This window comes from Vibrio sp. MEBiC08052 (assembly GCF_001506075.1).
GTDB lineage: Bacteria > Pseudomonadota > Gammaproteobacteria > Enterobacterales > Vibrionaceae > Vibrio.
This window is the reverse complement of sequence record NZ_KQ947475.1, coordinates 925037-939844: the sequence shown is the minus strand read 5'-3', so window position 1 is coordinate 939844 and position 14808 is coordinate 925037. Positions and strand designations below refer to the sequence as shown.

Below are 14808 nucleotides of genomic sequence, written 5' to 3'. Positions count from 1 at the left end.
AGCATAAAATAATGACCCTTGATATTTCAAAATATCCGACACTGGCATTGGCAAATACGCCTCAGGAGCTGAGAACGCTGCCGAAAGACGTGCTACCGAAATTGTGTGAAGAACTGAGAACTTACTTGCTCAACTCGGTCAGTCAGTCCAGTGGACATCTTGCCTCCGGTTTAGGAACAGTCGAACTGACTGTTGCGCTTCACTATGTGTACGAGACACCTTTTGATCGGTTGATCTGGGACGTCGGTCATCAGGCCTATCCCCATAAGATCCTGACCGGCAGACGCGAGGCCATGCCGACGATTCGCCAAAAAGATGGTCTTCACCCGTTCCCATGGCGTGAAGAGAGCGAATATGACACATTGTCAGTCGGTCACTCGTCTACCTCGATCAGTGCCGCATTGGGGATGGCAATTTGTGCCAGTAAAGAAGGAAAATCAAGAAAAGTCGTCAGTGTCATTGGGGATGGTGCCATTACTGCGGGAATGGCGTTTGAGGCGATGAACCACGCAGGCGATCTGCATCCTGATATGCTGGTCATTCTCAACGATAATGAGATGTCTATTTCAGAAAATGTCGGTGCCCTGAATAATCATCTGGCACAACTGCTCTCCGGTCATTTCTATACGTCGATCCGTGAAGGCGGTAAAAAAGTCCTTTCCGGCCTGCCACCGATCAAAGAGTTTGCCAAGAAAACCGAAGAACACCTGAAAGGGATGGTCGTTCCGGGCACCTTGTTTGAAGAACTCGGGTTCAATTATATCGGCCCGGTTGACGGGCACGATGTCGTTGAGCTGGCAAAAACGCTGAAAAATATGCGTGAGCTCAAAGGCCCTCAATTTCTTCATGTCATGACCAAAAAAGGCAAAGGTTATGAGCAAGCCGAAAAAGATCCGATCGGCTATCATGCGGTACCGAAGTTTGATCCAAACGATACATCACTGCCTAAAAATAGCGGGGCACTCCCAACCTATTCAAAAGTCTTCGGTGACTTTCTCTGCGATATGGCAGCACTTGATCCGAAACTGCTGGCCATCACTCCTGCGATGAGAGAAGGCTCCGGCATGGTGGGCTTTTCCAAAGCCTATCCTGACCAATACTTTGACGTCGCTATCGCTGAGCAACATGCAGTGACCCTAGCAACCGGTATGGCGATTAGTGGCTATCACCCGATTGTCGCTATCTATTCAACCTTCCTGCAACGGGGCTATGACCAGTTGATTCATGATGTGGCCATTATGGATTTGCCGGTCATGTTTGCCATTGACCGGGCCGGTCTGGTGGGTGCCGATGGACAAACCCATCAGGGTGCATTTGATCTCAGTTTTCTGCGCTGTGTTCCCAATATGGTCATTATGGCACCGAGTGATGAAAATGAGTGTCGGCAAATGCTTTATACCGGTCATCAGCATTCAGGACCAAGTGCGGTGCGCTACCCGAGAGGCACAGGTACAGGTGCTGAAATCCAGCATCAGTTTACTGCGCTGGAAATCGGTAAAGGCCGCATCGTGAGACAGGGTAAAAAAGTGGCTATTCTCAATTTTGGCGCTTTGCTGCCACACGCGCTGACAGCAGCAGAAACGCTGGATGCAACTGTCGCGGATATGCGCTTTGTCAAACCGCTGGATGAAACACTGATTCGCGATCTGGCTCAGCACCATGACGTGCTCGTCACGCTGGAAGAAAATGCGATTGCCGGCGGTGCCGGTACCGGTGTGATTGAATTGCTGATGAAAGAAAAGCTGCTTAAACCCACTTTGAATCTGGGATTGCCGGACCACTTTATTCATCAGGGAACACAAAGCGAATTACATGCCGAACTCGGATTAGATGCTGCCGGAATTGAGCAGGCCATTCGCGATTACATTCAATAAAGCGGTCATGGGATTATCAGCTGACTGAGCTCCTTGTTGATTGGCATAGATAACTGATTGGCATGGATAACCCGCAATAAAAAAACTCCCAGGGGGGAGTTTTTTTATTGCTTCGTTTTTATGGTGACTGACTATCTCACCGTTCAACCACACCGGACCAACCGAAATGATCGAATAACTGTTGCCATGATTCATCGAATGAAGCCTGAATCGTGACAGGCTCTCCGGTCACTGGATGAACAAAGCTGAGGCGCGATGCATGAAGTAACAGTCGGTGACAATCATAGTATGTCCGAAACAGACGATTCTGTTTACCGTCTCCATGAGTCGTATCACCGATAATCGGATGGCTTAAGTGATGCATGTGCCGTCGTAGCTGATGTTTACGCCCAGTCTGAGGCTGCATTTCAATCAACGCATAACGGCTGGTCGGAAAACGTCCGGTGGAATACGGTACTTCGACTTTTGCCAACGGCCGATAAGCCGTGACGGCCGGTTGCGCCGGTTTATCGGTTTTTGCGTGCTTATCGGCGATCTTATCCAGTTCCTCGACGAGCGGATAATCAAGCACAGCCGCTTCTTCAATCCATCCCCGCACCACCGCATGATACGTTTTTTCCATCTGATGGCTGGCAAATAATGGCATCACCTGTGCGGCCACTTCACTGGATAACGCAAATACCAATACCCCGGAGGTCGGCCGATCAAGCCGATGTAAGGGAAAAACATGCTGCCCAATCTGATCACGTAACGTCTGCATCACAAAGTTAGTTTCATGTTTATCCAGCCACGAACGGTGCACCAGCATTCCAGCAGGCTTATTGACTGCAATCAGAAACTCGTCCCGATAAATAATCTCAAGCACCACGACAGTGCTCCTCAATCTTGATTAATGTGGCAATCACCGACTGATAACCCGGATTGTCCCGCCAGGCTTCAATAAAGTACGGTGTCATTTCAAACCCGCTCGGAACCGTGGCGGCAGCAATTCGTTGTCGCATTTGCGGAATAAAAATCCACTGGAGCCACTGTTGCGGTAATAGCGTATCCACCGCAAATGGCTGCTGACTCGACAAATCCTGCACTGATGGCGGCTTGTCCTGCCATAGCTGCAACATTTTAAGACATCCTTCGAGTTCATTTAATGATTGATTTAATTGGTAATATTTTGACATAAAGAAAAAAACGGCTTGAAATCGGCAGATAGGGTACCATGTATTGAAGACAAAACTAAACTTATCCCAGCGGCTAAGAGGCTGTGATTCCAACAGGAATCCTCTTCGACAACATTAGCCTGACAAGAATGGAACTTATGAAAACAATATATACCCTGACCGAGCTTCTGAAGCAGAGTGGTTGCCAATATCAGGTTGTTGATCTCGGACGCCGCATTCAATCCATAGCTCCTGAGAGCTTTGCCAGAATAGAACAAGCACAACAAGCATATCCTTATCCGCTCCGACGAACGGCTCGACTGGCGATTGTTTACTGGAATGCAACCAAGCAGCCCTGGATTTGGTTTTTGCAGTTTGAACTGGATGAACGAGGATTGCTGCAACCCACAGATATCAGTGAATTCATCCGTTTTATGCTGGAAGCGATGGGCACCCGGATTCAGCAGAACCTGACGGAAGAACAACAACAGAAACTGGCGAACAACCCCTATACCTTCACCCCACCGGAAGAAAAAATGGCGGTGTTTCATAGTCAGGTGAGAGCAATGCTCAAATTACCGGCCAGCCAGTACTATGAACATGCACAATGCTATTTTCAGGGAAGTCTCGGCTGGAACAATTGGCAAACGATCGGATTACAAGGTATTACCGACATATGCGCCCGGCTGGGGCAAGAACAAAACGCACCAAACCTGCTCAAAGCTCTGAATCATCTCCCGTCAGAACCTTGCTATGCGCTGTTGGGGGCTTTAGAACACACGCCTCTGACTGAAAAAATTGCCGATAAACTACAAACAATGGCGCATGAAGAAATGCAGCAAGCAACCCCTGATCTGTTTTTCCTTTCAGCCTTACTCCGAGCTCTATCAGGCGCACCGGGCAAGCAATTGGAAAAAACCGTTGCCAACCTGCTGGCACAGCCGCAACTGTGTCATGCCGAAATATTAATCGGCATTGTCGGTCGCAGCTGGTCAGCACTCACTGATCCACAGCAAGCCGAGTTGTTCCTGACCCGACTGGCTCAAACCGGTCAGCAGACACTATTTAATCAACTCTTTGCTGATTTAGTGATGCTTCCGGAGTTAAGGGTGATCTTACTGCCAATGCTGCACACAACGGCATCTGAAGAGCTGGTAACCGCACTGGCAACGCTCCAGCAACAAACCAGAAGCCGATAAGCCATGCAGGACTTGATGACGATTCTGTTGGTTTGCTTTGGCTGCTTCTTATTCTGGCAGCAACGGCGTCAGGCCGAAATTGCCAGACAGACGATTGAAAAAAAATGCCGGCAACTGGAATTGCAAGTGGTCAGCATTACGTTCAGACACCGTCTGATTGATGAACAACAGCGATGGCACTGGCACACCAGATACACATTCGAGTTTTCATCCTTGGGAGATGATTGTTATGAAGGGTATTTGGATATGATCCGCTTCACCCCTGCCAAATTTTTTGTGCCGGTCCATCGACTGTGAGTTGATACTCATAGAGTGTCTCCGGGGTTTGCGATAATGTGGGGCGAGAGATAAACCCCAGTTTTCGCATTAAAGCGACTGCAGGCTGATTCTGTTCATTCACAAAAATACGGATTTTTTTCAATGAGAGGCGTAAAGACACATTTTGTAAGAAAGCACCCAATGCCTCCGTGCCATAACCTTTGCCCCAATAAAGACGACTGAGGATAAACTGGAGTTCCCCAACGCCTTTTTCATGTAAATCTAAAGCAAGGTGTCCCATATATTCACGATGTTCATTATCGACAATGGCCATTGCGTAGACATTTGAATCCGCTAAAACTTGATGAAACTTAGCCCGGGCACTGGACACGCTGAACGGCTGCTGATGAAACAATCGGTTCCCCGGAGAGCATAACAGCGATAGAAAATCGAACTCATATTCATCTGTATAAGGCAGCAAAAGCATTCTTTGCGTTGCTATTGTCACAATTCATCCTTGTCCCATTCGCCCGAACCTGATGATTCGCTGCGAACGTCAATGTTAAATCAATCAAGATTGATTAAATATACAGGTATGGCGAATGCCAGTCTCGGAATAGAAATGGCGGAAAGCCCCGACACCATAATGGCATCGGGGCTCAGTCTTAACAGTAGCGATCCGGCCACCAATAAGAGCTCCCTGCATCATCCATAACGAAGGCTAATCCTTCAACCTATCCTTGTTGCATCGCATCCAAGCGGTGTCCTCAGTTATCCGTAACACTGGCTTTCCGATAGCCAGTACACATCACTCGTCCTTAAGCGGTTTCCTTCATCATCCTGATGATTTTCAATCACGCTGGCATCATTTTATGCAAAGTGATGGTTGTTCAAAGTGATCGTTTTACGCATCCTGCAACAGACATTACGCCTGTTGTCGCTTCCCTACGCTGTCCTAAGCTTTCCAGCCTGAATGCATCCCAGACATTCATCTTCATTCCCGAAGACATCATTCCTTAATGCTTTATCCATGTCGTTCCCTGCCGACCCGTTCAATGTACGACGTTTGCATTTTTCCGACAACACACTGGTCTGCTCACTTTATAGCCTGTCGCATTACAACCTAATAAAAACAATATAAATCAATAAATTAAACTGAGTTAAAGCATTTACACCATCACAAATACCGCTATATCTCACAGCACTTGTAAGCGATCTCTTACAAACCAATTAGCGCTTTTGTTGCTACCCTATCCAGCGTAAAATCGTCTTACAACAGCGTATACATTGAAGGTCTCAAAAAAGGATATCTATGCTGACAAAAGACATATCACAAGAGCTTGAATCTGTGATTCTACAATTGGTCGATGAAGGCAAGGAACCGACGGTTGCACTTATCAAAGCACGTCTGCATTCCAAAATCCCTATTCCCGCAATTGTTACTACGATCAAACGCTGGAAATCATCTCAGCAAATTCCCAAAGTCGAAGTCGCGGTCCAACCTTCAGCGTCTGCAACCGAACAAAGAATTGCCCGGCTTGAACAGCAGGTTGCTGATCTCGTCTCCCGTGTGGCACAACTAGAACAACAGTCAGGTCAGAAATTATGAATATATGGGTCGATGCCGACGCCTGTCCGAAAGTCATCCGAGAAGTCATCCTGCGGGCTGTCGAGCGCACCGGTGTTACATGTACTTTTGTTGCCAACCACGTCATTCCACTGCCCCGCCGGGACAATATCCGCTTCTTACAAGTAGAAAGCGGTTTTGATATTGCCGACAACGAAATTGTCCGCCGCGTTGCAGCCGATGATTTGGTGATCACATCCGATATTCCGCTTGCCAGTGAAGTCTTGGATCATCAAGCCATGGCATTAAGTCCGCGAGGCGACTGGTTTACCCTCGATACGATTAAAGCCAGACTCACCATGCGCGATTTTATGGAGACCATGCGTGCCAGCGGTGTTCAAACCGGTGGGCCTCCGGTCATGAGTCAGGCCGAACGCCGTGACTTTGCCAATCACCTTGATCGGATTTTAGCCAAATCAACCCGGGCTGCATCAGGGCCACAATCATGATGACAACCGGTCATACGCTCGATCCGATTGGCATCATTCATAGTCCTTACCAAGAGAAATTTGCGGTGCCGCGGCAACCCCGGCTGGTCTCTGCGGCAACCGCTCAAATTCAACTGATTGGTGAAGCCAATTGTCCGGAGTCTGTCCGCGGTATCGAGCAATTCAGTCATTTATGGCTTCTGTTCCTGTTCGATCAGAATCTCAGTGCCGGTTGGAAACCAACCGTTCGTCCGCCCCGATTGGGGGGTAACGAGCGGATTGGCGTATTTGCATCTCGCTCAACCTTTCGTCCCAATGGCATTGGTATGTCAGCCGTTGAATTACACGGTATCCGGCAAGAAGGCAACCAAACATGGGTCGATGTCGGCAGTGTTGATCTGGTGGATGGCACACCGATTATCGATATTAAACCTTATCTCCCTTATGCTGATCGAATTGAACATGCCCACGGCGGGGATGCTGACAGCGAACCGACCTCTACCGATGTTAGTTTCTGTGATGCCGCACGCCAATCACTAGCCGCACATCCTCGTGCGAATGAGATTGAAACCGTCATTACTCAGGTTTTAGCGCAAGATCCGCGCCCGGCTTATAAGAAAGAGAAGCCTGATGAGAAAGAATATGCGGTGAATTTGTTCGATCTCAACGTCAAATTCAGAGTCAGTCAATCGATCATCACGGTTACCGCAATAGAACGCTTTTGACAAACGAAAATGACTGATATTATTGACGGCTAATTGAATCCGCCCTCAAATCATCCGAGGGTTGTTGTATAACTTAATGAATGGATACCATCATGCGTACCAGTAAATATCTTCTTTCAACATTGAAGGAGACACCAAACGACGCAGAAATCGTCAGCCATCAGCTCATGCTACGGGCTGGTATGATTCGGAAACTCGCTTCCGGCCTTTATACTTGGTTACCCACCGGGCTGCGTGTACTGCGTAAAGTCGAGAATATTATCCGGGAAGAAATGAACAAGGCCGGTGCCGTAGAAACGCTAATGCCGGTTGTCCAACCTTCCGAACTTTGGCAGGAAACCGGCCGCTGGGATAAATTCGGCCCTGAATTACTGCGGATTGCAGACCGCCACGATCGACCGTTTGTACTGGGACCGACTCATGAAGAAGTCATCACTGACATGGTTCGCAATGAAGTCAAATCCTATAAACAGTTGCCTTTGAGTTTGTATCAGATTCAAACGAAGTTTCGTGATGAAGTTCGTCCTCGTTTCGGCGTGATGCGTTCACGAGAATTTATCATGAAAGATGCATACTCCTTCCATATCGATCGGGAGAGTCTGGAAGCAACCTATCAGGATATGCACACCGCTTACTGTAATATTTTCAATCGCATGGGTCTCGATTTCCGTCCTGTGCTGGCTGATTCGGGCGCTATTGGTGGCAGCGGTTCACAAGAGTTTCATGTGCTGGCTGAAAGTGGTGAAGACTTAATTGCTTTCTCTACCGATTCAGATTACGCGGCCAACATTGAAAAAGCAGAAGCTCTGGCACCAACGACACCTCGTGCTGAACCGACTCAAGCCATGACTCTGGTCGATACGCCGAATGCCAAAACAATCGCACAGTTGGTTGAACAGTTTCATTTGCCGATTGAAAAGACTGTCAAAACACTTTACGTCAAAGCGTCTGATCACCTTGAGGCACCAATTATTGCCTTGTTGATTCGCGGTGACCACGAGCTGAACGAAGTCAAAGCCGAAAATCTGCCTGAAGTTGCAGCGCCACTGACGTTTGCCACCGAAGAAGAGATTCGAGCCCTGATTGGTGCAGGTCCCGGCTCTCTGGGGCCTGTCGGTCTGAAATTACCGTTTGTGGTTGACCGTTCTGCCGCCGTGATGAGCGATTTTGCGGCAGGTGCGAACATCGATGATAAACACTACTTCGGAATTAACTGGGGTCGTGACGTTGAACTCGGACAAGTTGCCGACTTACGTAATGTGGTTGAAGGCGATCCAAGCCCATGCGGACAAGGCACACTCCTGCTGAAACGCGGCATTGAAGTCGGCCACATCTTCCAGTTGGGCACCAACTATTCAGAGTCGATGAAAGCCAATGTGTTGGGACCGGATGGTAAGAGCGTGACCATGGAAATGGGATGCTACGGGATCGGATGTACCCGGGTTGTGGCAGCGTCAATCGAACAGAATAATGACCAGAATGGCATTATCTGGCCGGATGCCATTGCGCCGTTTGAAGTTGTGATCGTACCGATGAATATGCATAAATCCGAGCGCGTTCAGGAAGCGGCAGAAAAACTGTACGCTGACTTGCAAGCACAAGGGATCGATGTCCTGTTTGATGATCGTAAAGAACGCCCCGGTGTGATGCTTTCCGATATGGAACTGATCGGTATTCCACACATGGTTATTATTGGTGACCGCAGTATGGATGAAGGCAATTTCGAATACAAAAACCGTCGTTCCGGTGAAAAAACCCCGGTAGCGATGGGTGAAGTTGTTGCACATCTTCAAACTCAGCTCACTCGATAACGGCTGGTCTGTTCGAAAGGGTTGCTCCGGCAGCCCTTTTTCATTGGCATGACTCAAAAACAATTGCAAGGATACCCATTATGAAAGTATACGATTGCTGTGATTTAATCCGTGAGCGATACGCCCAGATTGGCAGTGGCGATCAGGCTTACATCCCTCAGGCGATTAGTTGTGCTCTGCGCGCACTCAACAGTATCGCCGCCGATGCATCTCTCCCACAGGAAGCGCGTGAGCAAGCCGCATTTGCCGCTGCTAACTTATTGATTTCAGATTTTGAGGATAAATCATGAGTCTTGCCAACTTTGCCACAATGGATCCGATTCTGCTGTTCAGTTTAGTCAATACGAAATTACGGGATGATTTTGCCGGTGATCTGGATCAGCTCACGTCTTATTACGATCTCGATAAACAAGCACTGATCGACCGTCTTGCGAGCGCTGGATTTGAATTCCTTCCGGAAGTTGGTCAATTCCGCTAACGGAATTTGTCCACGACTGCCATAAACGCTGATTCCGTAACAAGATTCCACCCCTGATTGACAGGAAGTGAATATTCACACCTCTTCCTGTCATCGCCACCTGATTTATCCCAATAAGTTCCCTTTAATGCCTTTATAAATTGCCAGCATACGATCATGGGCAGGCTTATGTTCAGCAAAAAATGACAAACAAATCAGGGCACTATCTTGATAACCGTCGGGAAGTTCGACCTTTAGGTCAGTGGCAATACGCCGCGCATAATTCAGCTGCCTCTCTGTCGGTAACTTCAATTCATCAGGAATTGCAGATTGAATCGCACTGGTAAATTGTTCTGAAAACTGAGGCCACTCACTGAGATCAAGCGTCGTTGTTTCGGTTAAAGATGCCAGTTTTTGCTGCTCTGGCGTCAACTGATAGAAGAAGGTGATATGACCGACGGAAAATTGCACTTTATCCATTGAGAGCCTTGTCTGACGTGGGGTTAAATTTTTTAAGCATCATATCAGCAGGTGTAAAAATATGCACTTGAAAGTCTTTTACCTTGATCAAAAAACCGAAGCAGATGCTTCGGTCTTTATGGATATAGATTGATGCGGCCTGAACGAATCATCCGAGCACATTCACTCAGTATCGGCAATCGCTATCTTACAGTTTGAAACGTGAGACAATTGCTGTCAGATTGTTATTGATATCAGCAATATCGCCCATATCTTTCATCGACTGGATACCGATTGACTCCAGTTCAACAACCATATCATTGATTGCTGACATATTACGGCTCAGCTCTTGAGTCACACAGCTTTGCTCTTCAGCCGCTGTCGCAATTTGAGAACTCAGATCATGAATCTCCATCACATGCCGGGAAATCGATTCCAAACTATCCGCGGCCTGACCTGCACCTTCGGCAGTCTCCTGGCAACGAGTTCGCGTATGTTCCATCGAACTCACCACCGCATGGTTACCATTTGCGAGGCTCTTCAGCGCTTGCTCAACTTCCGTGGTACTATCTTTGGTCCGGCTGGCAAGACTACGAACTTCATCAGCGACGACCGCAAATCCTCGCCCCTGTTCTCCGGCACGAGCCGCCTCAATCGCAGCATTCAAAGCCAGTAAATTGGTTTGCTCTGCAATTTCACCGATAACACTGAGTATTTCGTTAATTTTCTGAGTTTCGAGCGTCATATTATGTACATCGCTAACAGAGTGTTCCACATCATCAATCAGGACTGAAACAGTATGTTTCGAACGATCAATGGTGTCACGAGATTCAAGACTGGTTTCATTGGTTCGAGCCACGAGGCTGGCTGTATTTGCCGCATCCGTTGCCATCGAGTCAGCCGTCGAGCTCATTTCTTCAATTGCTGTCACAACCTGTTCAGTTTCCGAAACGTGTTTTTTCAAAATTGAACTATTTTTTTCCGACTGACTGAGCATATGCTCAACATTTGCTTGTAGTGCGTGGCAATAATTCTGAATCTCCAACATCATGTGCTGCAGATTCTCAATAAACTGATTCACCCCCTGAGAAATTTGGCCTAAATCGTCATTCGTTTCGACTTTCAGCCGCTGGGTCAGATCACCTTCTCCGCTGGCCAGCCCCTGAATGGTTTCTTTTAACGATAAGATAGGACGATAAAGCACCTGAATCAGGAAATAAGTGATAATGACGCTCACGAAACAAGCCAGTAGCGAGAAAATAATCGCACTGTTTCTTGCTTTGGTTAACTGCTCAAAAACAATCGATTTATCCAAACCGATCATGTAGTACCAGTTTTTCTGCCCTAAATGAATCCGATGTGAAAACATCAGTTTGTCGGTCCCATCAAGCACATAATCAAGATAGCTGGACTCATGATCTACCATATGTGAGGTTAAAGGACGCCCCCACGCTTTATCACTGAGACGATCACCAAGTTTCAATGCAGATGAAGTTGTTGCTAAAATCCGGCTATCCTCATCAAGAATGAGCGCCACGGCTCCCGGGATCTTATTTGACTCTTTCACGATTCGACTTAAAAAATCGAGCTCCATATCAGTCGTGATCACACCACCCTTGATCTTTTCCAGAATACTGACCCAGTATTTTTGTTTCGACGAACCAAGGTATGGTGGCGTCACACTCACAATATCAGACATCTGTCCCTGCTTATACCAAGGTGTTTCCCGGGAGTCACCTTTCAGTCGATGATTCGGCCAAGCCTGATTTTCCATACTCCAATAGGCTCTGCCATCATCCAGACCAATCACAAAACTATCCAGATTCATAGCAGCTGCCAGCGACAGCGTTAATTCAATCAGCTCATCTTCAGATTTCGTGATCTCCTGATGCTGATACTGCTGAGCCAGTCGATGAATGCCATTAATTTTCTCTTGCAGAATGGTTTCTATCACCACCGCTTTTGATGCAACATAGTTTTCACTCGACTGAAAAACATTGTCTGTCAGGATTGTTTGTTCCTGAGAATAAAGTACATAACTGGTAATTGAAACCGACATACCGACCAGCAACATGACGGATAAAATTAGCAATTTTTTTAATCCAAGTTGTTTCATAAACACCCACACTAAACACCGACTCAAACACACAAAAGTAAAAGTTACTGACCCGAAAAACTGACTGATCCAAACAAAAAACAGATCAGATAAAACCCATTAAGTCAATAGTAAAAATGTCTCACAAGTGAGAAATGATAGCACATTTTGTTGCACATACAACAACTTACTTATTCTTTTTACAAAGCGGTTAAATATGAAAAGCAAGCTTCAGGTACGATGAGTTGATAAAAATGCAAGATAAGTCGCGAAATGTAGGCATTGATAAGAAAAATACATAGAAAATATTCAATCATGAAATCGAATCAATCTATAAAAAAATCCCCCATCAACAGACAGGGGGATTTCACATGGCACATATAACGTTGGATTATTTTAAATCAAACCGATCAGCTTGCATCACCTTCACCCATGCTTTGACGAAATCACGGATGAATTTCTCTCCCGCGTCATTGCCGGCATAAACTTCAGACAATGCACGTAACTGAGAATTAGAACCAAACACTAAATCGACCCGGGAAGCGGTCCACTTGACAGCCCCTGTCTGGCGATCACGACCTTCAAAAATATCAGCCGCTTCAGATGTCGGTTTCCATTCAGTTTCCATATCCAGCAAGTGAATAAAGAAATCGTTGGTCAGAGCGCCCGGAGTTTTCGTCAGCACACCGTGCTGTGACTGACCAAAGTTCGCGTTCAGTACCCGCATCCCACCGACCAAAACCGTCATCTCCGGTGCCGTTAAAGTCAGCAACTGAGCACGGTCAAGCAGTAACTCTTCAGATGAAACAGTATAAGCACGCTTCAGATAATTACGGAAACCATCAGCAATCGGTTCAAGTACCGCAAATGATTCAGCATCCGTTTGCTCATCGGTCGCGTCAGTTCGTCCTGCCGAAAACGGGACAGTAATCGAATGACCAGCCAGACGGGCTGCCTGCTCAATGGCAGCAGAACCACCGAGTACGATCAAATCGGCCAGCGAGATTTTCTTGTTGCCGCTCTGTGCCACATTAAACTTATGTTGAATCCCTTCCAGCACACGTAATACTTTCTGCAGTTGCTCTGGTTGATTGACTTCCCAGTCTTTCTGTGGTGCAAGACGAATCCGCGCCCCGTTGGCGCCACCGCGACTATCCGAACCACGGAATGTTGCAGCGGAAGACCACGCAGTGTAGACCAATTCGGATACCGTCAAATCAGCAGCAAGAATTTCCGCTTTTAATGCCGAGACATCATGCGCATCAACTAAACCATGATCGACCGCTGGTAATGGGTCTTGCCAGATTAAATCTTCCTGAGGTACTTCAGGACCAAGATAGCGAACTTTCGGTCCCATATCCCGGTGAGTCAGCTTAAACCAAGCCCGGGCAAACGCATCGGCAAACTCATCCGGATTTTTATGGAAGTGCTCTGAAATTTTCCGATAGATTGGATCTTCACGCATTGCCATATCCGCATCAGTCATCATGATCCCGACTTTCACCGCACTGTCTTCAGCATCCGGGGCTTTGTCTTTATCAGCCAGATCAACGGGAACCCACTGTGTCGCACCGGCAGGGCTTTTCACCAGTTTCCAGTCATAACCGAACAGGACATCAAAATAGCTGTTGTCCCACTGAGTAGGTGTTGGTGTCCACGCACCTTCCAGACCACTGGTAATCGTATCGCGCCCTTTGCCGCTGCCGTAGGTGCTCTTCCAGCCAAGTCCCATTTCTTCAAGTGATGCTGCTTCCGGTTCTGGCCCGACAAGTGCAGCATCGCCTGCACCATGGGTTTTGCCAAACGTATGTCCACCGGCAGTCAAAGCTACGGTTTCATAATCATCCATCGCCATCCGGGCGAATGTTTCACGAACATCACGCGCTGAAGCCAGTGGATCAGATTTGCCATTCGGACCTTCAGGATTGACATAAATCAGTCCCATCTGAACCGCAGCCAGAGGATTTTCTAAATCCCGCTCTCCGGTATAACGATTGTCATTACCGAGCCATTCATCTTCTGCGCCCCAGTAAATATCTTCTTCCGGTTCCCAGATATCTTTGCGCCCGCCCCCGAAACCAAAGGTTTTTAATCCCATCGATTCCAGAGCCACATTACCAGTCAGAATGAACAAATCCGCCCAAGAGAGGCTGTTGCCATATTTTTGTTTCACCGGCCAGAGAAGACGACGCGCTTTATCTAGATTCGCGTTATCCGGCCAACTGTTTAATGGTGCAAAACGTTGGTTTCCTGTTGATGCACCACCACGACCGTCACCCGTCCGGTAAGTACCCGCAGCATGCCACGCCATCCGAATCATAAAAGGACCATAGTGTCCGTAGTCAGCCGGCCACCATGATTTTGAATCTTTCAGAACGGCCTCAATATCTTGCTTAACGACGCTTAAATCAAGCGTGCTGAAAGCGGCCGCATAATCAAAATCTTCACCGAGCGGGTTTGATTTTTCATCATTCTGATGAAGGATTTTGAGATTGAGCTGATTCGGCCACCAATCGACATTCTTGGTTCCTTTTCCTCCGACACGGGTATGACTACCATGCATGACGGGGCATTTTCCTGACATTTTATTCTGTTCCATTGTCTGTCTCCTGCTTCGCAGCGTTTTAGCGTTTTGATTTATTGAACTCGATACTCTAATGAGTGACTTTTGCACCCATGAAAAATGGGACGTCAGTATGATGAATAAAAACAACTTATCAA

At 47.3% G+C, this 14808-nt stretch carries 15 protein-coding genes; 9 read left to right on the top strand and 6 right to left on the bottom strand.

Annotation, left to right across the window (positions count from 1 at the left end):
• Positions 1-11: 11 nt before the first annotated feature.
• Positions 12-1874: a 1-deoxy-D-xylulose-5-phosphate synthase gene (gene dxs / locus VRK_RS04240; RefSeq protein WP_059120239.1), complete on the top strand. Its 1863-nt coding sequence runs from the start codon at positions 12-14 to the stop codon at positions 1872-1874.
• A 136-nt stretch (positions 1875-2010) separates the two neighbouring features.
• Here dxs and truC read toward each other — a convergent pair whose 3' ends face one another.
• Positions 2011-2739 carry a tRNA pseudouridine(65) synthase TruC gene (gene truC / locus VRK_RS04235; protein WP_059122640.1) on the bottom strand — a complete coding sequence of 243 codons (729 nt, stop codon included), beginning with the start codon at positions 2737-2739 and terminating at the stop codon, positions 2011-2013.
• On the bottom strand, positions 2732-3049 hold the full coding sequence (locus VRK_RS04230) for a YqcC family protein (RefSeq protein ID WP_059120238.1): 318 nt from the start codon (positions 3047-3049) through the stop codon (positions 2732-2734). The genes truC and VRK_RS04230 overlap by 8 nt, the downstream gene beginning before the upstream one ends.
• Positions 3050-3186: 137 nt before the next feature.
• Between VRK_RS04230 and VRK_RS04225 the strand changes: the two genes are divergently transcribed.
• Together VRK_RS04225 and VRK_RS20565 are read left to right on the top strand one after the other, a co-directional pair.
• Complete coding sequence (locus VRK_RS04225; RefSeq protein WP_059122639.1) at positions 3187-4227, top strand: DUF3549 family protein; 1041 nt, start codon at positions 3187-3189, stop codon at positions 4225-4227.
• A 3-nt stretch (positions 4228-4230) separates the two neighbouring features.
• Complete coding sequence (locus VRK_RS20565) at positions 4231-4524, top strand: DUF3301 domain-containing protein (protein ID WP_082671307.1); 294 nt, start codon at positions 4231-4233, stop codon at positions 4522-4524.
• Here the strand turns inward: VRK_RS20565 and VRK_RS04220 are convergent.
• Positions 4484-4993 (bottom strand): GNAT family N-acetyltransferase, encoded by a 510-nt coding sequence (locus tag VRK_RS04220; RefSeq protein WP_157371848.1) that lies wholly within the window; start codon positions 4991-4993, stop codon positions 4484-4486. The genes VRK_RS20565 and VRK_RS04220 overlap by 41 nt on opposite strands.
• Before the next feature lie 804 nt (positions 4994-5797).
• Here VRK_RS04220 and VRK_RS04215 point away from each other — a divergent pair.
• From VRK_RS04215 to VRK_RS04190, 6 genes are all read left to right on the top strand, one after another.
• Entirely contained in the window at positions 5798-6094 is a 297-nt protein-coding gene (locus VRK_RS04215; protein ID WP_059120236.1) for a hypothetical protein, read from the top strand.
• On the top strand, positions 6091-6561 hold the full coding sequence (locus tag VRK_RS04210) for a YaiI/YqxD family protein (protein WP_059120235.1): 471 nt from the start codon (positions 6091-6093) through the stop codon (positions 6559-6561). Before VRK_RS04215 ends, VRK_RS04210 begins: the two co-directional genes overlap by 4 nt.
• A complete protein-coding gene (gene tsaA / locus VRK_RS04205) occupies positions 6561-7265 on the top strand; it encodes a tRNA (N6-threonylcarbamoyladenosine(37)-N6)-methyltransferase TrmO (protein WP_059122638.1) in 705 nt (234 codons plus the stop codon). The genes VRK_RS04210 and tsaA overlap by 1 nt, the downstream gene beginning before the upstream one ends.
• A gap of 92 nt (positions 7266-7357) precedes the next feature.
• Positions 7358-9076, top strand: coding sequence for a proline--tRNA ligase (gene proS, locus VRK_RS04200; RefSeq protein ID WP_059120234.1), 1719 nt, complete (start codon positions 7358-7360; stop codon positions 9074-9076).
• 80 nt (positions 9077-9156) lie between these two features.
• Positions 9157-9366: a YaeP family protein gene (locus VRK_RS04195; protein WP_059120233.1), complete on the top strand. Its 210-nt coding sequence runs from the start codon at positions 9157-9159 to the stop codon at positions 9364-9366.
• The gene (locus VRK_RS04190) at positions 9363-9554 is read left to right on the top strand and encodes a DUF4250 domain-containing protein (RefSeq protein ID WP_059120232.1); all 192 of its coding nucleotides are present in this window, start codon (positions 9363-9365) and stop codon (positions 9552-9554) included. Before VRK_RS04195 ends, VRK_RS04190 begins: the two co-directional genes overlap by 4 nt.
• A 105-nt stretch (positions 9555-9659) precedes the next feature.
• Here VRK_RS04190 and VRK_RS04185 read toward each other — a convergent pair whose 3' ends face one another.
• From VRK_RS04185 to katG, 3 genes are all read right to left on the bottom strand, one after another.
• On the bottom strand, positions 9660-10013 hold the full coding sequence (locus VRK_RS04185) for a hypothetical protein (RefSeq protein ID WP_059120231.1): 354 nt from the start codon (positions 10011-10013) through the stop codon (positions 9660-9662).
• Positions 10014-10200: 187 nt separating this feature from the next.
• On the bottom strand, positions 10201-12108 hold the full coding sequence (locus VRK_RS04180) for a methyl-accepting chemotaxis protein (RefSeq protein WP_059120230.1): 1908 nt from the start codon (positions 12106-12108) through the stop codon (positions 10201-10203).
• A 370-nt stretch (positions 12109-12478) separates the two neighbouring features.
• Positions 12479-14686: a catalase/peroxidase HPI gene (gene katG / locus VRK_RS04175; RefSeq protein WP_059120229.1), complete on the bottom strand. Its 2208-nt coding sequence runs from the start codon at positions 14684-14686 to the stop codon at positions 12479-12481.
• Between the last annotated feature and the right edge of the window lie 122 nt (positions 14687-14808).

Bases quoted from the DNA above. Each gene is read 5' to 3' on its own strand.
- dxs (WP_059120239.1), top strand. From the start codon at position 12: ATGACCCTTGATATTTCAAAATATCCGACACTGGCATTGGCAAATACG.
- VRK_RS04230 (WP_059120238.1), bottom strand. From the start codon at position 3,049: ATGTCAAAATATTACCAATTAAATCAATCATTAAATGAACTCGAAGGA.
- VRK_RS04225 (WP_059122639.1), top strand. From the start codon at position 3,187: ATGAAAACAATATATACCCTGACCGAGCTTCTGAAGCAGAGTGGTTGC.
- VRK_RS20565 (WP_082671307.1), top strand. From the start codon at position 4,231: ATGCAGGACTTGATGACGATTCTGTTGGTTTGCTTTGGCTGCTTCTTA.
- VRK_RS04215 (WP_059120236.1), top strand. From the start codon at position 5,798: ATGCTGACAAAAGACATATCACAAGAGCTTGAATCTGTGATTCTACAA.
- VRK_RS04210 (WP_059120235.1), top strand. From the start codon at position 6,091: ATGAATATATGGGTCGATGCCGACGCCTGTCCGAAAGTCATCCGAGAA.
- tsaA (WP_059122638.1), top strand. From the start codon at position 6,561: ATGACAACCGGTCATACGCTCGATCCGATTGGCATCATTCATAGTCCT.
- proS (WP_059120234.1), top strand. From the start codon at position 7,358: ATGCGTACCAGTAAATATCTTCTTTCAACATTGAAGGAGACACCAAAC.
- VRK_RS04195 (WP_059120233.1), top strand. From the start codon at position 9,157: ATGAAAGTATACGATTGCTGTGATTTAATCCGTGAGCGATACGCCCAG.
- VRK_RS04190 (WP_059120232.1), top strand. From the start codon at position 9,363: ATGAGTCTTGCCAACTTTGCCACAATGGATCCGATTCTGCTGTTCAGT.
- VRK_RS04185 (WP_059120231.1), bottom strand. From the start codon at position 10,013: ATGGATAAAGTGCAATTTTCCGTCGGTCATATCACCTTCTTCTATCAG.
- VRK_RS04180 (WP_059120230.1), bottom strand. From the start codon at position 12,108: ATGAAACAACTTGGATTAAAAAAATTGCTAATTTTATCCGTCATGTTG.
- katG (WP_059120229.1), bottom strand. From the start codon at position 14,686: ATGGAACAGAATAAAATGTCAGGAAAATGCCCCGTCATGCATGGTAGT.